The sequence below is a fragment of the Billgrantia antri genome (assembly GCF_019430905.1).
In the GTDB taxonomy this organism is placed as follows: Bacteria; Pseudomonadota; Gammaproteobacteria; order Pseudomonadales; family Halomonadaceae; genus Halomonas; species Halomonas antri.
Genome location: NZ_JAHYCA010000002.1, coordinates 144,365 through 170,899, shown reverse-complemented (window position 1 = coordinate 170,899; position 26,535 = coordinate 144,365). Strand labels below are relative to the sequence as shown.

Genomic DNA, 26,535 nt, shown 5'->3' with positions numbered 1-26,535 from the left:
AGTCGTCAAAGTCAAAGGGCCGGGACATCGCGGTCACCGGCCCTGTCTCGCATTACTGCAGGCGCTGCTCGACCCAGGCGGGCACGCTCTCCAGCGCCGCCGGCAGAGCCCCGACGTCGCTGCCGCCGGCCTGGGCCATGTCGGCCCGGCCACCGCCCTTGCCGCCGACCTGGGAGGCGACGTGGTTGACCAGCTCGCCGGCCTTCACGCGGGCCGTCAGATCATCGGTGACGCCGGCGATCAGGCTCACCTTGCCGGCATCGCTGTCCGCGACGCCGAGCACCACGATGCCCGAGCCCAGCTTGTTCTTGAGCTGGTCGAGTACGCCGCGCAGCTCCTTGGCGGACACGCCCTCGAGCCGGGTCGCCAGCACCTTGATGCCGCTGACCTCGCGAGCCTGACTGAGCATATCGCTACCGGCAGCGCTGGCCAGCTTGGCCTTGAGCCGCTCGAGCTCCTTCTCCAGGCTGCGGTTGCGCTCGGCCAGCGCCTCGACGCGCTCCTCGACCTGCTCCGGCTTGGCCTTGAGACGCTCGCCGATACGCGCCAGTCGTGCCTCCTGCTCGCGGAAATAGGCCAGCGCCCCCTCGCCGGTGATCGCCTCGATACGGCGCACCCCGGCGGCGATGCCCTGCTCGCCGACGATATGGAAGCAACCGATGTCGCCGCTACGGGCCACGTGGGTGCCGCCGCACAGTTCGATGGAGAAGTCGTCGGCGCCGATGGTCAGCACCCGCACGCTGTCGGCGTACTTGGCCTCGAACAGCGCCGCCGCGCCCTTGGCCTTGGCCTGGTCGAGGGTCATCTGCTCGATGCGAGTCGGCGCGTTGGCGAGGATCTGCTCGTTGACCAGGCGCTCCACTTCGCCGAGCTGCTCGGGCGTCATGGCCTCGAAGTGGCTGAAGTCGAAGCGCAGCCGTTCGGGTGTCACCAGCGAGCCCTTCTGCTGCACGTGATCGCCCAGCACCATGCGCAGCGCCTTGTGCATCAGGTGGGTGGCAGAATGGTTACGCACGGTGGCCGCACGCAGCCCGGCGTCGACCTGGGGACGCACCTCGGCACCTACGGCGAGGCTGCCTTCCAGCAGTACGCCGTGGTGCAGGTGGTGGCCGCCCTGCTTTTGGGTATCGGTGACCAGGAAACGGCCACCCTCGGCGAGCAGGTAGCCGGTATCACCCACCTGGCCGCCGGATTCGCCGTAGAACGGCGTGCGGTCGAGCACCACCATGCCGCGCTGCTCGGGCTCCAGCGCCGCCAGGGCGTTGCCCTCGCGATCGACGATGGCGGTCACGGCAGCACGATCCTCGAGCTGGTCATAGCCGGTGAAGGCGGTCTCGCCCTCGAGTTCCAGCGCCGCGCCGTAGTCGGCACCGAACTGGCTGGCGGCGCGGGCGCGCTCGCGCTGGGCCTCGAGCTCGCGCTCGAAGCCGGCCTCGTCGAGGGTCACGCTGCGCTCGCGGCAGACGTCGGCGGTCAGGTCATAGGGGAAGCCGTAGGTGTCGTAGAGCTTGAATACCGTCTCGCCCGGCAGTACGTCGCCGTCGAGATCGGCCAGCGCCTCTTCCAGCAGACGCATGCCGTGCTCGAGGGTACGGGCGAACTGCTCCTCCTCCTTGAGCAGGATGCGCTCGATCTGATGGCGCGCCTCGCGCAGCTCGGGATAGGCCTCGCCCATCTCGACATCGAGGGCGCCGACGAGCTTGTGGAAGAAGTTACCCTTGGCGCCCAGCTTGTTGCCGTGACGAATGGCGCGACGAATGATCCGGCGCAGCACGTAGCCGCGCCCCTCGTTGGAAGGCAGCACGCCGTCGGCGATCAGGAAGGCGCAGGAACGGATATGGTCGGCGATCACCCGCAGCGAGGGCGTGGTGGTATCCGCGTGGCCGGTGTGGCGGGCTGCGGCCTCGAGCAGGTTCTGGAACAGGTCGATCTCGTAGTTGGAATGCACGCCCTGCAGCACCGCCGCCACGCGCTCCAGCCCCATGCCGGTGTCGATGGAGGGCTTGGGCAGCGGGTTCAGGTTGCCGGCCGCATCGCGGTCGAACTGCATGAACACCAGGTTCCAGATCTCGATGTAGCGGTCGCCGTCCTCCTCGGGGCTGCCGGGAGGGCCGCCCCACACATCGGGGCCGTGGTCGAAGAAAATCTCCGAGCTCGGCCCGCAGGGGCCGGTATCGCCCATCTGCCAGAAGTTGTCCTCGTCGAGCTTGGAGAAACGCGCCGGGTCGACGCCGATCTCCTCTTTCCAGATCTTCTCCGCCTCGTCGTCGCTGACGTGCACCGTGACCCACAGCTTCTCGGCCGGCAGTCCCAGGCGCTGGGTGAGGAACTCCCAGGCGAAGCGGATGGCGTCGCGCTTGAAATAGTCACCGAAGCTGAAGTTTCCCAGCATCTCGAAGAAGGTGTGATGACGCGCGGTATAGCCGACGTTGTCGAGGTCGTTGTGCTTGCCACCGGCGCGCACGCAGCGCTGCGCCGAGGTCGCGCGCACGTAGGGACGCGGGTCGCGACCGAGGAAGACGTCCTTGAACGGTACCATGCCGGCGTTGGTGAACAGCAGCGTCGGGTCATTGCCCGGCACCAGGGAGCTCGACGGTACGATGGTGTGGCCGTGCTCCTCGAAGTAACTCAGAAAGGCCTGTCTGATGTCTGCGCTTTTCATGGGGTATCCGTGGCGATGAGCGTGGTCACCCGACGGGCAGGCGCGTCCGGCACCGTTTCCACCTGGCCGAATCGCACGCCTTGACGTGTCAGGAGCGCCACCAAGGGCGTTCACAAAGGGAGGCATTATAACGCAGATGTCAAGCGACTGAAGGGGAGGCGCCCAAGCTGAGCGTCATTCGGTTGCGCCGAGCCGCTCCAGGGCATGGCGGATCTGGTCGAAATCGAAGCCTCGCGAGGCCAGAAAACGCTCGCGTCGGGCGCGTTCGCGAGGGGAGTCGCCGGGGTGGGTGAAGCGCCGGGATAGCGCTTCGGCGGCCAGCTCGAACCAGTCGACCTCGCCGTCCTGCTCGGCTGCGGCCAGCGTAGTGGCAACCAGCGTGCGCTCGACGCCGCGCCGCTCCAGCTCGCCGCGCACCTTGAGCGGCCCCTGACCGCGCATCATTCGCGAGCGCAGAAAGCTCTCGGCGAAACGCGCGTCGGACTGCAGGCCGTCCTCGGCCAGCGCGTCGAGGCAGGCGTCGATCGCCTCGGGAGGGTGTGCCCGGGACGCCAGCCGCTGCGCCAGCTCGGCGCGCGAGTACTCGCGCCGGGCCAGCAGACGAATGGCGTCGTCCCGCGGGGACGACGCATGCGCTTCGGGCTGGGCAGGCATGACTTAGAGCAGGTCGTCCTCGCGCTCGGCGTCGGCGGCCACCGGCTCCTCGGCCTCTTCTTCCTTGGGCGCGCCCGTGGCCAGCAGTTGGCCGCGGATCTGGCTCTCGATCTCCTCCATCACCGCCGGGTTGTCCTCGAGGAACTGGGCAGCGTTGGCCTTGCCCTGACCGATCTTGTTGCCCTGGTAGCTGTACCAGGCACCGGCCTTGTCGATCAGGTTGCACTGCACGCCCAGGTCGACCACCTCGCCGGCATGGTAGATACCCTTGCCGTAGAGGATCTGGAACTCGGCCTGACGGAACGGCGGCGCCACCTTGTTCTTGACCACCTTCACCCGGGTCTCGTTGCCGGTCACCTCGTCACCCTGCTTCACCGAGCCCGTGCGGCGGATGTCGAGGCGCACGCTGGCGTAGAACTTGAGCGCATTGCCGCCGGTAGTGGTTTCGGGGCTGCCGAACATGACGCCGATCTTCATGCGGATCTGGTTGATGAACACCACCATGCAGTTGGCGTTCTTGATGTGGCCAGTGATCTTGCGCAGGGCCTGAGACATCAGACGCGCTTGCAGGCCGACGTGGGAGTCGCCCATCTCGCCTTCGATCTCGGCCCGCGGGGTCAGCGCCGCCACCGAGTCGATGATGATCACGTCGACCCCGCCGGAGCGCACCAGCATGTCGCAGATCTCGAGTGCCTGCTCGCCGGTGTCGGGCTGCGACACCAGCAGGTCGTCGAGGTTGACGCCGAGCTTCTCGGCGTAGCTCGGGTCCAGCGCGTGCTCGGCGTCGATGAAGGCGCAGGTCTTGCCCTGGCGCTGGGCCTGGGCGATCACCGACAGGGTCAGGGTGGTCTTGCCCGAGGATTCCGGGCCGAAGATCTCCACCACCCGGCCGTAGGGCAGGCCGCCGATACCCAGTGCGATGTCGAGCCCCAGCGAGCCGGTGGATACCGATGGCATCACCACTCGCGGCGTATCGCCCAGGCGCATCACGGTACCCTTGCCGAACTGGCGCTCGATCTGGGAAAGGGCGGCATTCAATGCCTTGGAACGATTTTCATCCTGTGCCATGAGGCTCTCCTCGCAGAACTCGCAGACGCTTGCAGGTGCAGATGGATGGCGGGCTGCCAACGGGGAGCTCGCCCGGACACTGTATGGTTGGACAGTAGTATGACGAAAAATTCGCCGCGCGACTAGTCGGTTTCGAGGTAACGAATCAACCCGACGATGGCCTCGCGTACCGCGCGCTCACGCACTGCCCGTCGGTCGCCAGGGAACTGGAAGCGCTCGGCCTGTTGTTGCGCCTCGCTGCCCCAGGCCAGCCACACGGTGCCCACCGGCTTCTCGGGCGTGCCACCGTCGGGTCCGGCCACCCCGCTGATTGCCACGCCGAGCTTGGCGCCGCTGTCGCGGCAGGCGCCGGCCACCATGGCCTCCACGACTTCACGGCTGACCGCCCCGTGCTGGGCAATCAGTGCCTCGGGCACACCCAGCAGGCGCGCCTTGGCGGCGTTGGAATAGGTGACGTAGCCGGTTTCGAAGTAGTCCGAGCTGCCGGCCACCGAAGTGATGGCGCTGGCCACCCCGCCGCCGGTACAGGATTCAGCCGTGGTGACGCTGACGCCATGCTCGCGGCAGCGCCGTCCGAGCCGCTCGGCGAGCGTGGCGAGGTCGAGGTTGGCCAGGCTGGAGGCACTGTGGGGCATGGTATCGCTCCTTTGTCGGTAGGGTCGGGGGCAGAGAGCCGCGGCACCGACCGCATGTCCTGCAACAGCCTTACCATAGCGTATCCTTGCCCTCGACAGCAGGCCATCAGCTTGTATCGTGTCGACGCCGCATGGGGCGTGGTAACCTTGCTCTCTTCCATGCCCCACACAACCGACGAGCCAGCCGAGAAAGCATGAACGACGCGGTCAAGACGGATGTGCCGAGCCATACGCCGATGATGGCCCAGTACCTGAAGATCAAGCGCGAGCACCCCGAGGTGCTGCTGTTCTATCGAATGGGCGATTTCTACGAGCTGTTCTTCGACGACGCCAGGCGCGCCGCCGCGCTGCTCGACATTACCCTGACCCAGCGCGGCCAGTCCGCGGGCAAGCCGATTCCCATGGCCGGAGTGCCCTACCACAGTGCCGAAGGGTATCTGGCACGCCTGGTGAAGGCTGGGGAGTCGGTGGCGATCTGCGAGCAGATCGGCGATCCGGCGACGAGCAAGGGGCCGGTGGAGCGCCGCGTGGTGCGTATCGTCACCCCCGGCACCCTCTATGACGAGGCGCTGCTCGACGCCCGCCGCGACAACTTGCTGGTGGCGGTGCATCCGGCCGGTGATTGCTGGGGCATCGCCTGGCTGGAACTCTCCAGTGGCCGCTTCAGCGTGCTCGAAGTGGAGGGAGAAGGCGACATGCTGGCCGAGCTGCAGCGCCTCGACCCGGCGGAACTGCTCCTGCCCGAGAGCCTGCCGCTGCCACCCGCCCTGGAGGGCCGACAGGGCCTGCGCCGCCAGAGCGACTGGCTGTTCGACCTCGAATCCGCCACCCGCCTGCTGTGCGACCAGTTCCAGGTGCAGGATCTGCGCGGCTTCGGCTGCGCCCACCTCGAAGCGGCACTTACCGCCGCCGGGGTGCTGGTCGAGTACGCCCGCGACACCCAGCGTTCGCGGCTGCCCCACGTCACCGCCTTGGGTGTCGAGAACCGCGACGACGCCGTGGTGATCGATGCCGCCAGCCGGCGCAACCTCGAGATCGACATCAATCTCGGCGGCAGCAGCGACAACACCCTGGCCAGCGTGCTCGATACTACCGCCACCGCCATGGGCTCGCGACTGCTCAAGCGTTGGCTCAACCGCCCGCTGCGCGACCGCAGCCAGGTGCAAGGGCGCCAGGCAGCCGTCGCCCTGCTGCTCGAGCGGGAGGGCTTCGTGGCCCTGCGCGAGCAGCTCAAGGCGATCGGCGACGTCGAGCGCATCCTGGCGCGCGTGGCGCTCTACAGTGCACGGCCACGGGATCTCGCCCGCCTGCGCGACGCCCTGCTGGCCCTGCCGGCGCTGGAGCGCGAACTCGCCGACTACAGCGACGGCACCGCGCTGGACGATCTGGCCCACCATATCCGCCCCTACCCCGAACTCGCCGACCTGCTCACCCGCGGGCTGGTCGACAACCCGCCGGTGGTGATCCGCGACGGCGGCGTGATCCGCGAAGGCTTCGATGCCGAGCTCGACGACTACCGCGGGCTGGCCGAGCACGCCGGCGACTACCTGGTGCAGCTCGAGGCCCGCGAGCGAGAACGCACCGGCCTCGCCGGCCTCAAGGTGGGCTACAACCGGGTGCACGGCTACTACATCGAGATTCCCCGCGCCCAGGCCCGCGAGGCGCCGGTCGACTACATCCGGCGCCAGACCCTGAAGAACGCCGAACGCTTCATCATTCCCGAACTCAAGGAGTTCGAGGACAAGGCACTGTCGGCCAAGTCGCGCGCCCTGGCCCGCGAGAAACTGCTCTACGACGGCCTGCTCGATTCGCTCAACGCCGAACTCAATGCACTCCAGGGCACCGGTCGCGCCCTGGCCGCCCTGGACGTGCTGGCGGCCTTCGCCGAGCGCGCCCAGGCGCTCGGCTTCTCGCGCCCCCGCCTCGCCGAGGCGCCGGGTATCGAGATTCGCGGCGGCCGCCACCCGGTGGTCGAGCACGTCAGCGACGCGCCCTTCGTGCCCAACGACCTGGTGCTCGACGAGCGCCGTCGCATGCTGGTCATCACCGGCCCCAACATGGGCGGCAAGTCGACCTACATGCGCCAGGCGGCACTGATCGTGCTGCTCGCGCATACCGGCAGTTTCGTCCCTGCCGACGAGGCCTGCATCGGTCCGGTGGACCGCATCTTCACCCGCATCGGCTCATCGGATGACCTCGCCGGCGGCCGCTCCACCTTCATGGTGGAGATGACCGAGACAGCCAGCATCTTGCACAACGCCACCGACCACAGCCTGGTGCTGATGGACGAGATTGGCCGCGGCACCAGCACCTTCGACGGCCTGTCGCTGGCCTGGGCCAGCGCCGAGCACCTGACTCGCACGCGCGCCTTCACGCTGTTCGCCACCCACTACTTCGAGATGACCGCGCTGACCGACCAGGCTGAGGGGGTTGCCAACGTGCACCTCACCGCCGCCGAGCACCGCGACGGCATCGTCTTTATGCACCGCGTGGAGGAAGGCCCTGCCAGCCAGAGCTACGGTCTGCAGGTGGCACAGCTGGCCGGCGTGCCGCCATCAGTGATCGCGCGGGCTCGGGACAAGCTGGCGCAACTCGAGCAGCAGGAAGTCGACCAGAGCCATCGCGGCACCCCTAGGCACGATAGCGGACCGGCCCCGCTGCAGAACGACCTGTTTGCCACGGCGCCACACCCCCTGCTCGACGACTTGGCCGGCCTCGACCCGGATGAGCTGACGCCGCGGCGAGCACTGGAGTTGATCTATGCCTGGCGCGAGAGGTTGTAGCCACGACGGCGCTTGCTCACACGGGGAGGCATGACTAGAATGAAGCGTCCAATTATGCACCCCTTATAAAAAGTTAGTTTTTTATAACTTAAAGACCTAAGAAAGTGCTGAACAGATCGCCGGGCGAGAAGAAGCGCAGGTATTTTGTGCAGTGCTTTTCCAAGACTGATCCGTACATTACCAACCGGGAGGTCACGACCCGGCTGCGAGGAGGGAGACAGGCATGACCTTTGTCGTCACCGAAAACTGCATCAAGTGCAAGTACACCGACTGCGTCGAGGTCTGCCCGGTGGACTGCTTTTACGAAGGCCCCAATTTTCTGGTGATCCATCCGGACGAGTGCATCGATTGCGCCCTGTGCGAGCCCGAGTGCCCCGCCGAGGCAATCTTCTCGGAGGATGAACTACCCGAGGGGCAGGAGGAGTTCATCGCCATCAATGCCGAACTCTCCGAAGTGTGGCCCAACATTGCGGAAAAGAAGGATCCCCCGGCCGATGCCGAGGAGTGGGACGGCAAGCCCGGCAAACTGCAATACCTCGAGCGCTGAGCGCAGCGCAAGCCGGCCTGTTCCCGCGCCGCATGCCAGCCGGCATTCGGCGCCTTGGCGAGCCTGCCCAGGCCAAACGCCGGGCAAAAAAAAGGCGACCCCTCAGGTCGCCCGGCTCCCAGCATTTCCTTGGGCGGTTCCCTCCGCCCTCTCTCCTGCGGCAACGTCCCTGCCCGGAGGCGACGTCCTGTCGCACCGAGCGTGCCATGTAGATAGCATCCCGTTGCATCCTGCCGGAGAGCCTCCCGCTCTGCCTTGTCCCACGTGCATTCTGGCATGTCCGCCAACAGGCGCAAGCAGCCACCAAACAACCTCGAGGCCTTCTCGAGGTTAACAACCCATTGCGTAAAGTGAGTAAAAACAAGGAATTAAAAAAGGCCGACACCTTTGGTATCGACCTTCTTGCAGCTATGCGGGCTTAGATCTTCGCCTTTTTGTAGTCAATATCCTACAAAAATGTCAGCGATATCGTCGGCCGGTAGCCATAAACGATGCGCTCACTGCCCCTTGATCGCCGCACGACCAGGGTAGGAGACACGGTCCCCGAGCTGCTGCTCGATCACCAGCAGGCGGTTGTACTTGGCTACCCGATCGGAACGGCACAGCGAGCCGGTCTTGATTTGGCCGGCCGAGGTTCCCACGGCCAGATCGGCGATGGTGGTGTCCTCGGTCTCGCCGGAGCGGTGGGAGATTACCGCGGTGAAGCCGGCGTCCTGGGCCATCTTGATGGCGTCCAGCGTCTCGGAGAGCGAGCCGATCTGGTTGAACTTGATCAGGATGGAGTTGCCAATGCTCTCGTCGATACCGCGCTTGAGGATACGGGTGTTGGTGACGAACAGGTCGTCACCGACCAGTTGCACCTTGTCGCCGAGTTTGTCGGTCAGCGCCTTCCAGCCATCCCAGTCGGACTCGTCCATGCCGTCCTCGATGGAGACGATCGGATACTGGTCGCACAGCTCGGCCAGGTAGTCGACGAAGCCGGCAGCGTCAAAGGACTTGCCTTCGCCGGACAGACTGTACTGGCCGTCCTGATAGAACTCGGAGGAGGCGCAGTCGAGCGCCAGGGTCACGTCGCGGCCGAGCTCGTAGCCGGCATCGCTGACGGCCTGCTTGATCACGGCGAGCGCCTCGGCGTTGGACTCCAGGTTGGGCGCGAAGCCGCCCTCGTCGCCCACCGCAGTGGCCAGCCCCCGCGCGGACAGCACCTTCTTCAGCGCATGGAAGATTTCGGCGCCGACCCGCAGCGCCTCGCGGAAATTCGGCGCACCCACCGGCTGGATCATGAACTCCTGGATGTCGACGTTGTTGTCGGCGTGCTCGCCGCCGTTGAGGATGTTCATCATCGGCACCGGCATGCGGTACTGGCCGGGCTGGCCATAGAGTTCGGCGATATGAGCGTAGAGCGGCATGCCCTTGGCGTTGGCCGCGGCCTTGGCGGCCGCCAGTGACACGGCAAGGATGGCATTGGCGCCAAGGCTGGCCTTGTTGTCGGTACCGTCGAGTTCGAGCATGGCATTGTCGAGACCACGCTGGTCGCGGGCATCCATGCCGACCAGGCGACTGCGGATCGCACCGTTGACGGCCTCGACCGCCTTCAGCACGCCCTTGCCCAGGTAGCGCGACTTGTCGCCGTCACGCAGCTCCAGCGCCTCGCGCGAGCCGGTAGAGGCACCGCTCGGAGCGCAAGCCACGCCAACGGCACCGCTCTCCAGGCGCACTTCGGCCTGCACGGTGGGGTTGCCGCGGGAGTCGAGTACCTCGAGGGCGTGGATTTCGACAATCTTGGTCATCTGTGTCGTCCTTTCATTCAGTCAGCGTTGATTGAGTCGATGTTCTCTCTCGGCTTATGGAGCAAAATTGCCTGGGTAGCCGTTATTCGATATTCAGTGCCGGGAAGCCCTTGACCAGCTCGTCGAGCGCCTTGAGCTGGGTCAGGAAGGGCTCGAGCTGGTCCAGCGGCAGCGCGCAAGGGCCGTCGCACAGGGCGCTGTCGGGGTCCGGATGGGCTTCGAGAAACAGCCCGGCCAACCCAACGGCAACGCCGGCCCGGGCCAGCTCGGCAACCTGCTGGCGACGGCCGCCGGCGCTGTCGGCCCGGCCGCCCGGCCGCTGCAGGGAGTGGGTGACGTCGAAAAAGACCGGGCAGCCGGTCTGCTTCATGTCGCCGAAGCCGAGCATGTCGACCACCAGATTATTGTATCCGAAGCTCGAGCCGCGCTCGCACAGCAGCAGGCGGCCGTTGCCCGCCTCCTCGCACTTGCGAATGATGTGGCGCATCTCGTGGGGCGCGAGGAACTGCGGCTTCTTGATATTGATCACCGCGCCGGTCCTGGCCATGGCCACCACCAGGTCGGTCTGGCGCGCCAGGAAGGCCGGCAACTGGATGATGTCGGCCACTTCGGCCACGGGCTCGGCCTGCCATGGCTCATGAACGTCGGTGATCACCGGCACGCCGAAGCGCTGCTTGATCTCAGCCAGAATCGCGAGCCCCTGCTCCAGGCCGGGACCGCGGAACGAGTGGATCGAGCTGCGATTGGCCTTGTCGAAGCTGGCCTTGAACACGTAGGGCATGCCGAGCCGGCCGGTCACCTCGACGTAGGTTTCGGCCACCTCGAGGGCAAGCTCGCGGGACTCCAGCACGTTCATGCCACCGAGCAGCATCAATGGCAAAGAATTGCCGGCGGTAAGGCCGGCAATGGAAACATGTCGCTCGGGTACGGACGGGGTCGCGGCAGACATGGGACTCACTCCTGATGCGAGGTCAACGCGCGAGTGCGCGCCGCCTTGTGCTCCAGCGCCGCATTGACGAAGCCGGTAAACAGCGGATGGCCGTCGCGCGGCGTGGAGGTGAATTCGGGATGGAACTGGCAGGCCACGAACCACGGGTGGTCGGGCAGCTCGATCATTTCCACCAGAGAGTTGTCGACGCTCTTGCCGGAAATCACCAGGCCGGCCTGCTGCAACTGCTCGACGAACTGATTGTTGACCTCGAAGCGATGCCGGTGGCGCTCGACGATCTCGTCGCTGCCATAGGCCTCGCGCGCCTTGGTGCCGGGCTCGAGATGGCAGACCTGGCCGCCCAGGCGCATGGTGCCGCCCAGGTCGGAGGCCTCGTCGCGCAGTTCGATCTTGCCCTCGGCGTTGATCCACTCGGTGATCAGGCCCACTACCGGGTGCTGGGTGTCGTGGGTGAACTCGGTGGAGTTGGCATCCTCCCAGCCGGCCACATGGCGAGCATACTCGATCACCGCCACCTGCATGCCGAGGCAGATGCCGAGGTAGGGAATGCCGTTCTCGCGAGCGTAGCGGGCAGTCTCGATCTTGCCCTCCACGCCGCGCTCGCCGAAGCCGCCCGGCACCAGGATCGCATCCTTGCCGGCCAGGCGCTCGGTGCCGTGGCGCTCGATGTCCTCGGAGTCGATGTAGTCGACGTTGACCTTGACCCGGGTCTGGATGCCGGCGTGGATCAGCGCCTCGTTGAGCGACTTGTAGGCGTCGAGCAGCTCCATGTACTTGCCGACCATGGCGATATTGATCGACTTGAGCGGGTTGAGCTTGGCATCGAGCACGCGGACCCATTCCGCCAGATCGGCCGGCTCGGCTTCCAGGCGCAGCTTGTCGCAGACGATCTCGTCGAGGCCGTGCTCGTGCAGCATCAGCGGGATGCGATAGATGGTGTCGGCATCCTGAAGCGGGATGACCGCACGCTCCTCGACGTTGGTGAACAGGGCGATCTTGCGCCGCTCGGTCTCCTCCAGCTCAACCTCGCTCCTGCAGATCAGAATATCGGGCTGGATGCCGATCGAGCGCAGCTCCTTGACGCTGTGTTGGGTCGGCTTGGTCTTGGTCTCGCCGGCGGTCTTGATGTAGGGCACCAGGGTCAGGTGCATGAAGATCGCCCGGCTCGCGCCCAGCTCGCTTCTGATCTGGCGGATCGACTCGAGGAACGGCAGCGACTCGATGTCGCCCACGGTGCCGCCTATCTCGACCAGGGCCACATCGAAGCCCTCGCCGCCGGCGTAGACGCGGCGCTTGATCTCGTCGGTGATATGCGGGATCACCTGCACGGTGCCGCCCAGATAGTCGCCGCGGCGCTCACGCCTCAGCACGTGCTCGTAGACGCGGCCGGTGGTGAAGTTGTTGCCCTGGGTCATCTTGGTGCGGATGAAACGCTCATAGTGGCCCAGGTCGAGATCGGTCTCGGCGCCATCTTCGGTGACGAACACCTCGCCGTGCTGGAACGGGCTCATGGTGCCCGGATCCACGTTGATGTAGGGATCGAGCTTGAGCATGGTGACCTTGAGGCCACGCGCCTCGAGAATCGCCGCCAGCGAGGCCGACGCGATGCCCTTGCCGAGAGAGGACACAACGCCGCCGGTCACGAAGATATATCGTGTCATGAAGGACCTGTCGAAACGTGATCATGAGGCGTGGCAGAAAGCCGCGCCAGGATGGGACAACAGCGTAGCAGATTACGACCAATGGCTCAATTTCGACGCTGGCGTCCCGGCATCACGACCACCAGCGCGCCGTATCGCCTCCCAGAGGATCGCGCGACAGGCGCGATACCTGGGCGATACGTGCCACCGCCGCATCGTGCTCGGCGGGGTCGGCCGGCAGCAGATCGAGTTCGCGCTGATCCTGCGGGTAAGCGGCGAGCAACAGGAAGTCATCGCTCGCCTCCAGGTGGCAATGACCGGTACCCGCGGGCAGCACCAGAGCATCGCCGGTGTGCAGCTCGAGGTCGTCGCCCCGCTCTCCGCCCAGGCGCAGCCTGCCCCAGCCCGAGAGCACGCCGAACGCTTCGTGGGCGATGGAGTGGTAGTGATGGTAGTCGTAAACTCCGCCGCACCAGCTCGGCCGCCAGCCGTTGGCGTCGAACAGCCGCTCGAAGCGCTCGGCAATCGCCTCACGGTCGAGCACCGGGCTCACGCCACGCGAACGAAAGGCCAGCGTCGCCAGCCGGCTGTTGGGAATGCGCTCGTCATCGGCGAACACCATCCGCTCGGGGGCAACCGGGTCGCCCTGTGCGTCGGCAAGCCCCAGCTCCAGTCGCGTCTCGTCCATGATCGCTCCTCGTCGGCAGGTTGGGAATCTGCCCAGAGTCTAGAAAAATACGGCGTAGAACGAAAACGCCCCGGCACATCAGGCCGGGGCGGACCGAGCAGAAAGAGCGAGGCGTTCGAAGGCGCTTACACGCCGAGGTAGTCGAGGATGCCCTCGCCGGCCTGGCGCCCCTCGAACACGGCGGTGACCACCAGGTCGGAGCCGCGCACCATGTCGCCACCGGCGAAGATCTTCTCGTTGGTGGTCTGGAAGGCATAGGCACCCTGCTCCGGCGCCAGTACGCGACCGCGCTCGTCGAGTTCGATACCGAAGCGATCGAACCAGGGCGCAGGGCTCGGCTGGAAGCCGAAGGCGATGACCACCGCGTCGGCAGGCAGGATTTCCTCGGAGCCCGGCACCACCTCGGGGCGTTGGCGGCCGTTCTCGTCGGGCTCGCCCAGGCGGGTACGCACGACCTTGACGCCCTCGACCTGACCCTCGCCGACCACCGCCACCGGCTGGCGGTTGAACAGGAACTCCACGCCCTCCTCGCGGGCGTTGGCCACCTCGCGCTTGGAACCCGGCATGTTCTCCTCGTCGCGGCGGTAGGCGCAGGTCACGCTGGCGGCCCCCTGGCGAATCGCCGTGCGGTTGCAGTCCATGGCGGTGTCGCCGCCGCCCAGCACCACGACCTGCTTGCCTTCCAGCGAGACGTAGTCGGCCGGATCCTTCTCGAAGCCGAGGCAGTGATTGACGTTGGCGATCAGGTAGTCGAGCGCCTTGTGCACGCCGGGCAGGTCCTCGCCGGGGAAACCGCCGGTCATGTACTTGTAGGTTCCCATGCCGAGAAATACCGCGTCGTACTCCGCGAGCAGCGCGTCGAAGTCGACGTCCTTGCCCACCTCGACGCCCAGGCGGAACTCGATACCCATCTCCTCGAACACCGCACGACGACGCTCCATTACTGTCTTGTCGAGCTTGAACTCGGGGATGCCAAAGGTCAGCAGGCCGCCGATCTCGGGGTACTTGTCGTAGACCACCGGACGCACGCCATTACGCACCAGAATGTCGGCGCAGCCGAGCCCTGCCGGACCGGCACCGATGATGGCGACCTTCTTGTCGGTCCAGGTGACCTGGGACATGTCCGGGCGCCAGCCCATGGCGAAGGCGGTATCGGTGATGTACTTCTCCACCGAACCGATGGTCACCGCGCCGAAGCCGTCGTTGAGCGTGCAGGCGCCTTCGCACAGGCGATCCTGCGGGCACACCCGGCCGCACACTTCGGGCAGCGAGTTGGTCTTGTGCGACAGCTCGGCGGCTTCGAGGATGTTGCCCTCGGCCACCAGTTGCAGCCAGTTGGGAATGTAGTTGTGCACGGGGCACTTCCACTCGCAGTACGGGTTGCCGCAGTGCAGGCAGCGGTGCGACTGGCTGGCCGCCTCCTGGGGCTTGAACGCCTCGTAGATCTCGCCGAACTCGCGCGAACGCGTGCGCGCATCCTTCTTCTGCGGATCCTGACGCCCCACGTCTATGAACTGGAAGTCGTTTCTGGTCAAACGGTTGGCCATACTCGTGTCTCCTGGAATTCCGGCTTACTCGGGACGTCTGCGCGATTCGTCGAGCAGGCTGTTCAGGCTCGCCGCCTTGGGCTTGACCAGCCAGAAATGGCGGGCGAAGTCGCTGAAGTCGTCGAGTATCTCGCGCCCACGGGCAGAGCCGGTTTCGGCCACGAACTCCTCGATGATCTCCCGCAGGTGACGCCGATAGGCCTCCATGGCCTCGGTATTGACCCGGTGGATCTCCACCAGCTCATGGTTGTAGCGATCGACGAAGGAGCGATCCTCGTCGAGCACGTAGGCGAAGCCGCCGGTCATGCCGGCACCGAAGTTGACGCCGGTCGCGCCGAGCACGCAGACCAGGCCGCCGGTCATGTACTCGCAGCAGTGGTCGCCGGCGCCCTCGATCACCGCATGGGCGCCGGAATTGCGCACGGCGAAACGCTCGCCGGCGGTGCCGGCGGCGAACAGCCTGCCGCCGGTGGCACCATACAGGCAGGTGTTGCCGATGATCGCCGTCTTGTGACTCTCGAAACGGCTGCCCCGCGGCGGTATCAGCACGACCTTGCCGCCGTTCATGCCCTTGCCGACATAGTCGTTGGCATCGCCCTCCAGGTAGAGGTTGAGACCACGGGCGTTCCACACGCCGAAACTCTGCCCGGCCACGCCGGTGAAACGCAGCGTGATCGGCGCATCCTCGAGACCCGCCTCGCCGTAGTGCTTGGCCACCGCCCCGGAGGAGAGCGCCGGCACCGAGCGGTCGCAGTTGGTGATGTTGAAGGTGAACTCGCCGCCGCTCTTGTCGGCAATGGCCTGCTCGATGGTAGCCAGCACCTCCTGGTTCTTGGCACCGGGGTCGTGCGGCACGTTGCGGCTGACCTGGCAGAATTGCGGCGCATCGGCCGGCACGAAGTCGTTGGTCAGCAGCGGCGTCAGGTCGAGCTTGCGCTGCGAAGCGGTATCGCCTTCCAGCACCTCGAGCAGGTCGGTGCGGCCGATCAGGTCGGTCAGCTTGCGCACGCCCAGCATGGCCAGCAGTTCACGCACCTCCTCGGCGATGAAGCGGAAGTAGTTCTTGACCATGTCCACGGTGCCGCGGAAGTGCTCGTCGCGCAGGTACTGGTGCTGGGTCGCCACACCGGTGGCACAGTTGTTGAGGTGGCAGATGCGCAGGTACTTGCAGCCCAGCGCCACCATCGGCGCGGTACCGAAGCCGAAGCTCTCGGCACCGAGAATCGCCGCCTTGACCACGTCGAGGCCGGTCTTCAGACCGCCATCGGTCTGCAGGCGAATCTTGTCGCGCAGGCCGTTGATGCGCAGCGCCTGGTGCACTTCGGGCAGGCCCAGTTCCCAGGGACTGCCGGCGTGCTTGATCGAGGTCAGCGGGCTGGCCGCGGTGCCGCCGTCATAGCCCGACACGGTGATCAGGTCGGCGTAGGCCTTGGCCACGCCGGTGGCGATGGTGCCGATGCCGGGCTCGGAGACCAGCTTCACCGATACCTGCGCCTCCGGGTTGACCTGCTTGAGGTCGAAGATCAGCTGCGCCAGGTCCTCGATGGAGTAGATGTCGTGGTGCGGCGGAGGCGAGATCAACGTCACGCCGGGCACCGAGTAGCGCAGCCGTGCGATCAGGTCGTTGACCTTGCCGCCGGGCAACTGGCCGCCCTCGCCGGGCTTGGCGCCCTGGGCCACCTTGATCTGCAGCACTTCGGCGTTGACCAGGTAGGCCGGGGTGACGCCGAAGCGACCCGAGGCGATCTGCTTGATCTTGGAGCTGCGGATGGTGCCGTAGCGCGCCGGGTCCTCGCCGCCCTCGCCGGAGTTGGAGCGTCCGCCGGCCTCGTTCATGGCCTGGGCCAGCGCCTCGTGGGCCTCGGGAGAGAGCGCCCCCAGCGACATGCCGGCACTGTCGAAGCGCGGCAGCAATTCGTCGATCGACTCCACCTCTTCGAGGGGCAGCGCCGTCTCGGCGGCCTTGAGTCCCAGCAGATCGCGGATGGTCGCGGCGGGGCGCTCGTTGACCAGTTGGGCGAACTTCTTCCACTTGCGATAGTCGCCCTCCTGCACGGCCTCCTGCAGCGACTTGACCACGTCGGGGTTGTAGGCATGGTACTCGTGATCGTGCACGTACTTGAGCAGGCCGCCCTGTGCGATGCCCTTGCGCGGCGTCCAGGCGTCGCGCGCCAGCAGTTCCTGCTGCAGCTGCAGTTCGCTGAAGCCGGTGCCCTCGATGCGCGAGGCCATGCCGGAAAAGCACAGCTCGATCACCTCGGAGGAGAGCCCTACCGCCTCAAACAGCTGCGAGCCGCGGTAGGAGGCCAGCGTCGAGATACCCATCTTGGAGAGAATCTTGTAGAGGCCCTTCTGCATGCCCTTGCGATAGTTCTCGCGGGCATCCGCCGGGTTGCCGGTGAGCTCGCCGGTGCGATGCATGTCGGCCATCACCTGGTAGGCCAGCCACGGGAAGACGGCGGTGGCGCCGACGCCGAACAGCACTGCCATCTGATGGGCGTCACGGGCGTAGCCGGTCTCGACCACGATGTTGGCACGCGGGCGCAGCGCCAGCTTGCCCAGATGGTGATGCACGGCGCCTACCGCCAGCGCGGCATGGATCGGTAGCTGCCCCTGCTCGAGGTGGGCATCCGACAGCACCAGAATCACCTTGCCATCGTGCACCGCGGCCTCGGCCTGGCGGCACAGCTCGACGATGGCCGCCTTGAGTCCCATCTGCTCGGGGTCGTAGCCCAGGCTCAGCTGCTGGTGCGCAAAGGTCGGATCGTCCTGCTCGAGCAGCGCGGTGAACTTGCGTGGCGACAGCACCGGCGTGGTCAGGATGATGCGGTGGGCATGCTCCGGCGTGGCCTTGAACACGTTGAGCTCGGCACCGATGCAGGTCTCCAGCGACATCACGATCGCTTCGCGCAGCGGATCGATCGGCGGATTGGTGACCTGGGCGAACTTCTGGCGGAAGTAGTCGGTCAGCAGACGCTGCTTGCGCGACAGCACCGCCATGGGGGTATCGTCACCCATCGAGCCCACCGCCTCCTGGCCGCTCTCGGCCAGCGGGCGCAGCACCTGGTCACGCTCCTCGAAGCTGACCTGGAACATCTTCTGCCAGGTCTTGACCTGCTCGGCGTCCATGTTCTGGAAGCTGGCCAGCTCGGTCAGGGCCGATTCGAGGTAGTGGGCCTCCTCTTTCAGCCAGCGCTTGTAGGGGTAGGCGGACTGCAGGCGCTCGTCGATGTCCGCGGTGTGCAGCACCTCGCCGGTGTGAGTATCCACGGCGAGTATTTGGCCCGGGCCGACGCGACCCTTGGCCACCACATCCTCGGGCTTGTAGTCGTATGTGCCGATCTCCGAAGCCAGGGTGATGTAGCCGTTCTTGGTGATAACCCAGCGCGCCGGACGCAGGCCGTTGCGGTCGAGCATGCAGACCGCCTGGCGGCCGTCGGTCATGACCAGCCCGGCCGGGCCGTCCCACGGCTCCATGTGCATGGAGTTGTACTCGTAGAAGGCGCGCAGTTCGCCGCTCATGGTCTCGACGTTCTGCCAGGCCGGCGGCACCATCATGCGCACCGCGCGGTGCAGCTCCATGCCGCCCATCAGCAGAACCTCGAGCATGTTGTCCATGCTCGATGAATCGGAACCCACGGTATTGACGATCTCGTCGAGTTCGGCGATGTCGGGCAATCGCTCGTTGACGAAGTTCTCCTTGCGCGAGTTCGCCCAGCTACGGTTGGCCTCGATGGTGTTGATCTCACCGTTGTGCGCGAGCAGGCGGAACGGCTGGGCCAGCGGCCAGCGCGGCTCGGTATTGGTGGAGAAGCGCTGGTGGAAGACGCAGATGGCGGTCTCGAGGCGCTCGTCGCCCAGGTCCTGGTAGAAGGTCGGCAGATCCACCGGCATCATCAGGCCCTTGTAGGAGACGACCTGGGACGACAGCGAGCAGACGTAGAAATCCTCCTCGTCGCGCAGCATCTGCTCGGCGCGACGACGGGCCATGAACAGGTCGACGTCGAAACGCGCGGCATCGCCGAGCTTGCCCGGCTCGACGAACAGGTGGCGGATGCGCGGCAGGCAGGCACGCGCGATGGGACCGCAGTAGGAGGGATCGACCGGCACGTCGCGCCAGCCGCGGATGACCAGGCCGCAGGCGCGCAGCTCGCCCTCGAGAATGCCGCGCGCACGCGCCTCCTTGGCGTCGTCGTCGGGCAGGAACACCGCCCCCACGGCGAACAGGTCGCCGAGTTCGACGCCCAGCGACTCGGCGGCGACTTCGCGCATGAAGCCCTCGGGCATCTTGAGCAACAGGCCACAGCCGTCACCGGTCTTGCCATCGGCGGCAATCCCGCCGCGATGAGTCATGCAGGTGAGCGATTCGATGGCGGTACGCAGGAGATCGTGGCTGGCCTGCCCTTCCATATGCGCGATCAGGCCGAATCCACAGTTGTCACGGAACTCGCCTGGTTGATGAAGGCCTCGGTTCATGGGCGTGCCTCAAAGAGTGTCTATTGACCAAACGGCATCAGTTGTGTATTTTGGTATGTTTTCTTTTTATTCTGGCTGTCGAGAACAGCCTGCTGCCGTCGCGTAAAAAGGACGACCAGCATAGACACTTACCGCCCTGCCGCGCAATCTCCCGCCTTCCCGCCCGCTGGCAAAACCTTCGTCAAATCCGCAACTTGCTGAATGAATCAAAACAAAAAAAACCACCAGTTCAAAGACTTGCGTGGCTCATAAACGGATTGCAAACGTACAAAACAAGGCATACGACTTTAGTCGACAACCGGCCTTTTTCCCCATGCCGATACGGCATGAGGCATACGGATTCAATGCTGAAAGTGCAAAGCGCTCACTAGGCACCGACATACTGGGCCACGTAAAAAAGCCGCACGAGTCTTCGTGCGGCCTGCTGGGCGTCGTACCGGCCAGAGCGAAAAGAGCGAAGCGAGATGCGGTCAGCGGCGAGGAAAGGCCGCCAACAGCTCCTCGAGCAGCGGCTGAGGGGTTTCATCGTGGATCACCGCCCGGCCCGGGGTCTCGAGCAGGACAAGGCGCAGGCGCGAGTCGACGTTCTTCTTGTCCAGGCGCATCCGCACGAGGAAATCCTCGACCCCCATGTCGGCGGGAGCCGCCAGCGGTAGACCGGCCGAGGCAATGATGGCGGCGATACGCTCGACCTCCGCTGCGGCCAGCCAGCCGAGACGTTGCGACAGCTCGGCGGCCATCAGCATGCCCGCCCCCACCGCCTCGCCGTGTAGCCACTTGCCATAGCCTTGGTGCGCTTCGATGGCGTGACCGAAGGTGTGTCCCAAGTTGAGCAGGGCTCGCACGCCTTGCTCGGTTTCATCCGCTGCGACGATCTCAGCCTTGAGCTGGCAGCTGCGCTCGATAGCCCAGGCCAGCGCCTGGGGCTCAAGGGCTCTCAACGCAGTCATCTCACCCTCCAGCCAGGCCAGGAAATCGGCGTCGCGGATCAGGCCGTACTTGATCACCTCGGCGAGCCCTGCCGAGAGCTCCCTTGCCGGCAGGGTTTTCAGGGTATCGGTATCGATCAGCACCGCCCGCGGCTGCCAGAAGGCACCGATCATGTTCTTGCCCAGCGGATGGTTGACGCCGGTCTTGCCACCTACCGAGGAGTCCACCTGGGAGAGCAGCGTGGTAGGCACCTGGAGGAAGGCGACGCCGCGCTGGTAACAGGCAGCGGCGAACCCGACCATGTCGCCTATCACGCCGCCGCCCAGGGCGATCAGGGTGCAGCGGCGATTGAACCCGGCTTCCAGCAGCGCGTCCCAGATGCGGCCGACGCTGGCCAGGGTCTTGGTCGCCTCGCCGTCGGGCAATACCAGCTCGCGCACCTCGGCATCGGCGGGCAGCCCTTCACGCAGGCGAGCCAGGTACAGGGGCGCCACCGTCTCGTTGGTCACGACCATGACCTGGCGCCCGGCCAGATAAGGCGCGAGGCAGGCGGAATCGCCCAGCAGGCCGGTGCCGATATGGATGGGGTAGCTGCGCTCGCCCAACGCCACCTGCAGGCGGCACCGGCTCGCTTGGGGTTCGCTCGTGAACATGGTCAGGCCTTGGCTTGTAGGGGGTCGATGATTCGCTGCACACGACGCACGATCTCGTTGACCACGCCGCGTGGACTGCGCCGGTCGGTACGCACCACGACATCGGCCGTGGCACGGTAGAGCGGATCGCGCAGCTCGAACATCTCACGCAGCACCTGCTCGCGGTCAGGACGCTGCAGCAGGGGGCGGTTGCGATCCTTGGCCACGCGCTTGAGCTGCTGCTCGACGGTGGTGAAGAGATAGATCACGGTGCCCCGCTCGCGCAGCCGCCGGCGGTTCTCCTCACGCAGCACCGCGCCTCCGCCGGTGGCGAGCACCACGCCCTCGAGCGCGGTCAGCTCCTCGATCATCTGCATCTCGCGCTGGCGAAAGCCCGCTTCGCCCTCGACGTCGAAAATCCACGGAATGTCGGCACCGCAGCGGGCCTGAATCTCATGGTCGCTGTCTAAGAAGTCGCGGGAAAGCTCGGCCGCCAGAAGGCGGCCGATGGTGCTCTTGCCGGCCCCCATGGGGCCGACCAGTATCAAATTGGGCAAGTCCTGCATCAGCGAATCGCCAGGCCGTCCTCGAGTATCCGTGGAGTGATGAACACCAGCAGCTCCACTTTCTGGTTGCTCGACTCATTGTACCGGAAAAGCCTACCCAGCACAGGCAGGTCCCCCAGGAACGGCGTCTTGGCCAGACGGCTGAGCTGCTCGGTGGTGAGGATGCCGCCCAGCACCACCGTCTCGCCATTGTCGACCAGCACCTGGGTCTCGATGCGGTTGGTGTCGATGGGCGGCGCCTGGCCCGGCGCCGCCTCGCGGAAGCTGTCGTTCTTGACCACCAGATCCATGATGATGCGGTTGTCCGGCGTGATCTGCGGCGTCACTTCGAGCGACAGCTCGGCCTCCTTGAACTCGGTCTGCGGCACATTGCCCTCGCCGATGGACTGGAAGGCGCGCTCCTCGCCCTGGATGATGGTCGCCTTGCGCTGGTTGGCGGTGATCACGCGGGGCTGAGAAATCGTCTGACTCTTGTTCTCGCTCTCCAGCGCGCGCAGCTCGAGGTCGAGCAGGATGTCGCCGGAGAGATAGCCGAAACTGAAGCTGGTCATGGGGTTGGCACTACCCAGGTCAACCGCGAGCCCGCCGCGCTCGAAGCGGCTGCCGGTGGGGTCGTCGAACTCACCGGTGAATTGCCCGCGACTATCGCGCTGGCCGGTGAGGCCATCGCCGAAACCGGCGATCGGCGTGCCGGTCGAGGCCCCGCCCAGGTTGAAGCGGCTGCCACCGCCTGAGGCCCCCCAGTTGACGCCGAGTTCCTGGGTCACGCCGTCGCGGGCGATGACGATGCGCGCCTCGATTTGCACCTGGCGCACGGCGACATCCAGCTGGTCGAGCGTGGCGAGAATCTCCTGTATCTGATCGGCGGTATCCTGAATCAGCAGTGTGTTGGTGCGCCCGTCCACCGCCACCCGACCACGCTCCGAGAGCAGACCGAAGCCCTCGCCGCCCCGCAGCAACTGGGCCAGATCTTCCGCGCGCGCATACTTGACCTGAACGTACTCCGACACCAGCGGCGCCAGCGTCTCGGCCTGGGCCCGCGCCTCCAGCTGCTGACGCTCGATATTGGCCAGCTCGCTGGCCGGCGCCACGACGATGACATTGCCTTCCTGGCGACTGGCCAGGCCATGGCTCTTGAGCACCAGATCCAGCGCCTGGTCCCACGGCACGTCCTCAAGGTTGAGGGTCACCTCGCCGGTCACGCTGTCGCTGGCGACCAGGTTGAGCCCTGTGAAGTCGGCGATGATCGCCAGCACCGAGCGCACCTCGATGTTCTGAAAATTGAGCGTGATGCGCTCGCCGGTGTAGGGAAACTGCTGGCGTACGCGCTGCTCGCGCTCCTGCGGGGTGATCGGTTGCGCCTCGATGGTGAGCTGGCGTCCGCTCTGGGTGGATAGCATGGCGAATTCGTCACTGCCTTCTATCTCGAGAGTGACGCCGTCGCGGCCGACACGCGGCGTGATACGGCGTATCGGTGTGCCGAAGTCGCTGACATCGAGCACCTGGTTGTGCGCCTCCGGCAGTTCGACACCGCTGAGCTCGGCGACGATGCGATGGCGGCCCGGCTCGCGTACCCGGGCCTCGACGCCGGCACGGTCGAAGGTGACGATCAATCGCCCCGCTCCCTCCTGGCCGCGGCGAAAATCGATATCGGTAATGGTCGGACTGGCACCCGTGGCGGCCGCTGCGGACCGGGGAGATGCGGCCGGCGTACTGCTCGCCGCCGGTGTGGCCGAGACGGACGCGCCCCCACCTATGGCCAGCCTCAACCGGTCGCCCTGCTGCACGGTATCGTAGGGCAGCGGACCTTCCATATTAAAGACCAGACGCGTGCGCGAGCCGGCTTCCAAGGCGGTGACCTGTTCGACGCCGCCGACCCCAAGGTCGATGTTGCGTCGCTCCAATGCATTGGTCGTATCCACCAGGTCGATGGTCAGTCGCGCCGGCGCGTCCAGCCGATAGCCACGAACTTCCGGTACGCCGCCGCTGAAGGTCAGGTCGACCAGCAGCTCACCTCGCTCGCCCTGGCGAAAGTCCAGATCGGTGAGCGTGGTGGCCGCCAGGGCAGGCATCGCCGCCAACACCAGGCAGAGTATCGTCAGTGTGCGAATCACATGTTTCATCGTTGCCCTACTCCTGCCTGTTTCAAGTGCCCTGCCACGAGCGACCGCGAACGCTGTCAGCGCTTCGTCTCTTCCAATGCCATGCGTGTCGTGCGCTCCATCCAGCCGCCCCCGCCAGTGGGCACCAGCTCAACCAACTGTACCGTCGAATCGGTGATGCTGACGATGCGACCATGATTGCGACCCAGGTAGTTGCCGGTGCGCAGGCGGTGCACCTCGCCCTCGGGCTCCCTGACCAAGGCATGGGTCTGCCCCCTCATGGTCAGGATGCCCACCAGACTCAGCGCCTCGAGGTCGTATGCCTCGAGCGGCTCCCGCTGCCGCTCGAAGTCGGGCGTCAGGTCGCTATCGCCTGCAGGCGCCTGTTCCGGCTCCGGCAACTGGGGGCGGAAAGGACTGCGATGATCGCTGGCCTCGTAGGGTACCGACTCGTAGCGGGGCACCTCCGGCATCTCCAGCACTCGCGGCGCGCCCGGATTGGCGCGGATATCGCTCAGCCGCCGGTCCAGTTCGCCCAGACGGGGATCGGCACAGCCCACCAGCAGCAGGCCGACCGTGAGCGCCACCGACGCTTGCTTCATGGCGTCGCCTCCTCATCGGCCTGGGCACGGTAGCTGTATGTTCGCGCCAGCATCGACAGCCGCAGGCGATCGCTGCCCTCCACCGGCGCCAGGATGAAATCATGCAGCGTGACGATTCGCGGCAGCGCCGCCACGCTGGCCAGGAAGCCGGCGATATGGTGGTACTCTCCCTCCACCTGGATGTCGAACGGACGCTCGATGTAGAAATCACGCTCGACGGTGCTGCGCAAGCGAATGAAGTCGATGCTCAGGTGATGGTTGAGGGCGCTCTCGCTGATGCTGTCGATCAGCGAGGGAATCTCCGCGCCGGAGGGCAGCATCGCCATGAGTTCGTCCATGCGCGACTCGAGCTGGGCCAGTTGCTCGAGCATGTCGGGCAGGCGAGCGGCCTGTGCGGCGCGATTGCGATAGTCGAGCAGAAGCCGCTCCTCCTCCGCTGCGGCGCGCTCGAGCTCGGCCGCCTTGGGGCCTGCCAGGTACCAGTAGGTACCGGCAAAGGTCACGCCAAGGACCAGCAGGCAGCACAGCCATTGCAGCAGCAGCGGCCAGGCGCCGGACTCCTTCAGGTCCAGCCCACGCCAGTCAACTTCGCGTAGGCGGCGTATCTCGGCACGCAGGTTCATGGCCCGCCCTCCTCTTCATCCCCCGGAGGCGGCATGCCGTTGGCGAGCTGCGTCACGCCGAGACTGAAGCGTCGCCGCGCACCGCCGTCGGACTCCACTTCCGACAGCACCGGCTCGGAGAAGGCCGGCGCTGTCTGCAGCGCGCGCATCTGCTCCGAGACACGGTGATTGCTCTCGGCGCGCCCGGTCAGGCGCAGCTGGTCGCCCTGGCGACTCAGCTGAACGTAGTGCACCCCGTCGACCAGGCTCAGCGTGAGGTCACGAAAGACCTCGACCGTCTGCGCACGCCCCTGCTGCAGATCACCGAACACCTGGACCTGACCGATCATGCGCTCGCGTATGGCTTCATACTCGCCGATCGAACGGATATCACCATCGAGCTGCTGCATGCGCGCCTGTATATGTGCATTGCGCTCGCGCTGGGCGTCCAGTGCCGCGTCGTAGTGATAGGTCAAACCCAGGCCACCTGCCCCACCGAGCACAGCCATGAACGCCAGGGCCAGATAGAAGCGGCGACTGCGGCGAGCCCGTTGCTGCTCACGCCAGCCCAGCAGGTTGATTTCGATGGTCATGACGGGGACCTCATGGCGAGGCCGCAGGCGGTGACCATGGCCGGCGCATCGCTGGCCAGCGTCTGGACGTCGATACGCGAATTTATCCTCATGCGCAGGAAGGGGTTGGCGATCACCACCTGCATCGCACTCTCACGGGCGAGCCGCTCGGCAAGGCCGGGGATGACGCTGGAGCCACCGGCCAGCACCATGCGCCGCACCTCCTGCTTGCGACCCGCGGTGTAATAGAGCTGCAGCGAGCGTCCGACCTGCTGGACCAGGGTATCGATGAAAGGCTCGAGCACGCTGGTCCGGTAATCCTCCGGCAAACCGCCGCGCTTCTTGGCCAGGCCGGCCTCTTCCAGCGTCAGGCCATAGCGCGTCCGTATCTCCTCGGTAAGCTGGCGCCCGCCGAAGACAGTGTCGCGACTGTAGACAATGCGCCCACCGCGCAGCACGTGAAAGGCATTCATGGTGGCCCCGATGTCGACCAGCGCCACGCAGTCGTCATCGCCGGCGGCCGGCGGCAGCTGTTGGCGTAGCTCGCCGAAGGCGCGCTCCATGGCGAAAGTCTCGACGTCCACCGCCGCCGGCGAAAGCCCGGACTGGTGCAGGGCATCGGTGAGCTGGACGACATCCTGCTGGCGGCACGCCACCAGCAACACGTCCTGCTGATCACCGTAGCGGGCATTGAGTCCCAACCGCTGGAAATCGAAGGCGACCTCGCTGAACGGAAACGGAATGTGCTTGTCTGATTCGAGTTGAATACGCGCTTCGATCTCGTCATCGTTGAGCGAAGCGGGTAGCGTCAGGGTCTTGGTGATGGCGGCGCTGGCCGGCACCGCGGCCGCAGCCAGCCGAGAGGAGGGTTTGGCACTCTCGACCGCGCGGCGCAGCGCATCGGCCACTTCGCCCATATCGCGAATGCGTCGCTCGACCACGGCACCTTCGCGCAGCGGCCTGACGGCATAGCTTTCGATCTGGTAATGGGAGCCCACTCGCTTGAGCTCGATCAGCTTGACCGTTGCCGAGGTGATATCGACACCGATCAACCCCTTGCCGGAGGGCCTGAGTCGCATCAATCGTTGCC

At 65.9% G+C, this 26,535-nt stretch carries 19 protein-coding genes; 2 read left to right on the top strand and 17 right to left on the bottom strand.

The window, feature by feature from the left end; translation table 11 throughout:
• Positions 1 to 52: 52 nt before the first annotated feature.
• From alaS to KPL81_RS05080, 4 genes are all read right to left on the bottom strand, one after another.
• Positions 53 to 2,662, bottom strand: coding sequence for an alanine--tRNA ligase (alaS, locus tag KPL81_RS05095; protein WP_219790929.1), 2,610 nt, complete (start codon positions 2,660 to 2,662; stop codon positions 53 to 55).
• A 174-nt stretch (positions 2,663 to 2,836) separates the two neighbouring features.
• Positions 2,837 to 3,316 (bottom strand): regulatory protein RecX, encoded by a 480-nt coding sequence (locus tag KPL81_RS05090; RefSeq protein WP_219790928.1) that lies wholly within the window; start codon positions 3,314 to 3,316, stop codon positions 2,837 to 2,839.
• Between the two features lie 3 nt (positions 3,317 to 3,319).
• Entirely contained in the window at positions 3,320 to 4,384 is a 1,065-nt protein-coding gene (recA, locus tag KPL81_RS05085) for a recombinase RecA (RefSeq protein ID WP_219790927.1), read from the bottom strand.
• Between the two features lie 122 nt (positions 4,385 to 4,506).
• Positions 4,507 to 5,019, bottom strand: a complete 513-nt coding sequence (locus KPL81_RS05080; RefSeq protein WP_209476029.1) for a CinA family protein — start codon at positions 5,017 to 5,019, stop codon at positions 4,507 to 4,509.
• Between the two features lie 194 nt (positions 5,020 to 5,213).
• Between KPL81_RS05080 and mutS the strand changes: the two genes are divergently transcribed.
• Positions 5,214 to 7,802: a DNA mismatch repair protein MutS gene (gene mutS, locus KPL81_RS05075; protein WP_219790926.1), complete on the top strand. Its 2,589-nt coding sequence runs from the start codon at positions 5,214 to 5,216 to the stop codon at positions 7,800 to 7,802.
• A gap of 223 nt (positions 7,803 to 8,025) precedes the next feature.
• A complete protein-coding gene (fdxA, locus tag KPL81_RS05070) occupies positions 8,026 to 8,349 on the top strand; it encodes a ferredoxin FdxA (RefSeq protein WP_111412930.1) in 324 nt (107 codons plus the stop codon).
• Between the two features lie 497 nt (positions 8,350 to 8,846).
• On the opposite strand, the gene eno is transcribed toward fdxA, so the two are convergent.
• The 13 genes from eno to pilM form a co-directional block, all read right to left on the bottom strand.
• The gene (eno, locus tag KPL81_RS05065; protein ID WP_209476027.1) at positions 8,847 to 10,139 is read right to left on the bottom strand and encodes a phosphopyruvate hydratase; all 1,293 of its coding nucleotides are present in this window, start codon (positions 10,137 to 10,139) and stop codon (positions 8,847 to 8,849) included.
• Between the two features lie 82 nt (positions 10,140 to 10,221).
• On the bottom strand, positions 10,222 to 11,088 hold the full coding sequence (gene kdsA / locus KPL81_RS05060) for a 3-deoxy-8-phosphooctulonate synthase (RefSeq protein WP_219790925.1): 867 nt from the start codon (positions 11,086 to 11,088) through the stop codon (positions 10,222 to 10,224).
• A 5-nt stretch (positions 11,089 to 11,093) separates the two neighbouring features.
• Positions 11,094 to 12,749, bottom strand: coding sequence for a CTP synthase (locus KPL81_RS05055; RefSeq protein WP_219790924.1), 1,656 nt, complete (start codon positions 12,747 to 12,749; stop codon positions 11,094 to 11,096).
• A 112-nt stretch (positions 12,750 to 12,861) separates the two neighbouring features.
• Positions 12,862 to 13,416 carry a cupin domain-containing protein gene (locus KPL81_RS05050; protein WP_219790923.1) on the bottom strand — a complete coding sequence of 185 codons (555 nt, stop codon included), beginning with the start codon at positions 13,414 to 13,416 and terminating at the stop codon, positions 12,862 to 12,864.
• 125 nt (positions 13,417 to 13,541) lie between these two features.
• On the bottom strand, positions 13,542 to 14,963 hold the full coding sequence (locus KPL81_RS05045) for an FAD-dependent oxidoreductase (RefSeq protein WP_240549066.1): 1,422 nt from the start codon (positions 14,961 to 14,963) through the stop codon (positions 13,542 to 13,544).
• 24 nt (positions 14,964 to 14,987) lie between these two features.
• Positions 14,988 to 19,439, bottom strand: a complete 4,452-nt coding sequence (gltB, locus tag KPL81_RS05040) for a glutamate synthase large subunit (protein ID WP_219790922.1) — start codon at positions 19,437 to 19,439, stop codon at positions 14,988 to 14,990.
• A gap of 470 nt (positions 19,440 to 19,909) precedes the next feature.
• Positions 19,910 to 21,022, bottom strand: coding sequence for a 3-dehydroquinate synthase (gene aroB, locus KPL81_RS05035; RefSeq protein ID WP_219790921.1), 1,113 nt, complete (start codon positions 21,020 to 21,022; stop codon positions 19,910 to 19,912).
• A 2-nt stretch (positions 21,023 to 21,024) separates the two neighbouring features.
• Positions 21,025 to 21,567 (bottom strand): shikimate kinase AroK, encoded by a 543-nt coding sequence (aroK, locus tag KPL81_RS05030; protein ID WP_219790920.1) that lies wholly within the window; start codon positions 21,565 to 21,567, stop codon positions 21,025 to 21,027.
• Entirely contained in the window at positions 21,567 to 23,690 is a 2,124-nt protein-coding gene (locus KPL81_RS05025; protein ID WP_219790919.1) for a type IV pilus secretin PilQ, read from the bottom strand. The genes aroK and KPL81_RS05025 overlap by 1 nt, the downstream gene beginning before the upstream one ends.
• Before the next feature lie 56 nt (positions 23,691 to 23,746).
• Positions 23,747 to 24,271: a pilus assembly protein PilP gene (locus KPL81_RS05020; protein WP_219790918.1), complete on the bottom strand. Its 525-nt coding sequence runs from the start codon at positions 24,269 to 24,271 to the stop codon at positions 23,747 to 23,749.
• Entirely contained in the window at positions 24,268 to 24,894 is a 627-nt protein-coding gene (locus KPL81_RS05015) for a type IV pilus inner membrane component PilO (protein WP_219790917.1), read from the bottom strand. Before KPL81_RS05015 ends, KPL81_RS05020 begins: the two co-directional genes overlap by 4 nt.
• Positions 24,891 to 25,466, bottom strand: a complete 576-nt coding sequence (locus tag KPL81_RS05010) for a PilN domain-containing protein (protein ID WP_219790916.1) — start codon at positions 25,464 to 25,466, stop codon at positions 24,891 to 24,893. Before KPL81_RS05010 ends, KPL81_RS05015 begins: the two co-directional genes overlap by 4 nt.
• A complete protein-coding gene (gene pilM, locus KPL81_RS05005; RefSeq protein ID WP_219790915.1) occupies positions 25,463 to 26,524 on the bottom strand; it encodes a type IV pilus assembly protein PilM in 1,062 nt (353 codons plus the stop codon). Before pilM ends, KPL81_RS05010 begins: the two co-directional genes overlap by 4 nt.
• Positions 26,525 to 26,535 lie beyond the last annotated feature (11 nt).

Bases quoted from the DNA above. Each gene is read 5' to 3' on its own strand.
- alaS (WP_219790929.1), bottom strand. From the start codon at position 2,662: ATGAAAAGCGCAGACATCAGACAGGCCTTTCTGAGTTACTTCGAGGAG.
- KPL81_RS05090 (WP_219790928.1), bottom strand. From the start codon at position 3,316: ATGCCTGCCCAGCCCGAAGCGCATGCGTCGTCCCCGCGGGACGACGCC.
- recA (WP_219790927.1), bottom strand. From the start codon at position 4,384: ATGGCACAGGATGAAAATCGTTCCAAGGCATTGAATGCCGCCCTTTCC.
- KPL81_RS05080 (WP_209476029.1), bottom strand. From the start codon at position 5,019: ATGCCCCACAGTGCCTCCAGCCTGGCCAACCTCGACCTCGCCACGCTC.
- mutS (WP_219790926.1), top strand. From the start codon at position 5,214: ATGAACGACGCGGTCAAGACGGATGTGCCGAGCCATACGCCGATGATG.
- fdxA (WP_111412930.1), top strand. From the start codon at position 8,026: ATGACCTTTGTCGTCACCGAAAACTGCATCAAGTGCAAGTACACCGAC.
- eno (WP_209476027.1), bottom strand. From the start codon at position 10,139: ATGACCAAGATTGTCGAAATCCACGCCCTCGAGGTACTCGACTCCCGC.
- kdsA (WP_219790925.1), bottom strand. From the start codon at position 11,088: ATGTCTGCCGCGACCCCGTCCGTACCCGAGCGACATGTTTCCATTGCC.
- KPL81_RS05055 (WP_219790924.1), bottom strand. From the start codon at position 12,749: ATGACACGATATATCTTCGTGACCGGCGGCGTTGTGTCCTCTCTCGGC.
- KPL81_RS05050 (WP_219790923.1), bottom strand. From the start codon at position 13,416: ATGGACGAGACGCGACTGGAGCTGGGGCTTGCCGACGCACAGGGCGAC.
- KPL81_RS05045 (WP_240549066.1), bottom strand. From the start codon at position 14,963: ATGGCCAACCGTTTGACCAGAAACGACTTCCAGTTCATAGACGTGGGG.
- gltB (WP_219790922.1), bottom strand. From the start codon at position 19,439: ATGAACCGAGGCCTTCATCAACCAGGCGAGTTCCGTGACAACTGTGGA.
- aroB (WP_219790921.1), bottom strand. From the start codon at position 21,022: ATGTTCACGAGCGAACCCCAAGCGAGCCGGTGCCGCCTGCAGGTGGCG.
- aroK (WP_219790920.1), bottom strand. From the start codon at position 21,567: ATGCAGGACTTGCCCAATTTGATACTGGTCGGCCCCATGGGGGCCGGC.
- KPL81_RS05025 (WP_219790919.1), bottom strand. From the start codon at position 23,690: ATGAAACATGTGATTCGCACACTGACGATACTCTGCCTGGTGTTGGCG.
- KPL81_RS05020 (WP_219790918.1), bottom strand. From the start codon at position 24,271: ATGAAGCAAGCGTCGGTGGCGCTCACGGTCGGCCTGCTGCTGGTGGGC.
- KPL81_RS05015 (WP_219790917.1), bottom strand. From the start codon at position 24,894: ATGAACCTGCGTGCCGAGATACGCCGCCTACGCGAAGTTGACTGGCGT.
- KPL81_RS05010 (WP_219790916.1), bottom strand. From the start codon at position 25,466: ATGACCATCGAAATCAACCTGCTGGGCTGGCGTGAGCAGCAACGGGCT.
- pilM (WP_219790915.1), bottom strand. From the start codon at position 26,524: ATGCGACTCAGGCCCTCCGGCAAGGGGTTGATCGGTGTCGATATCACC.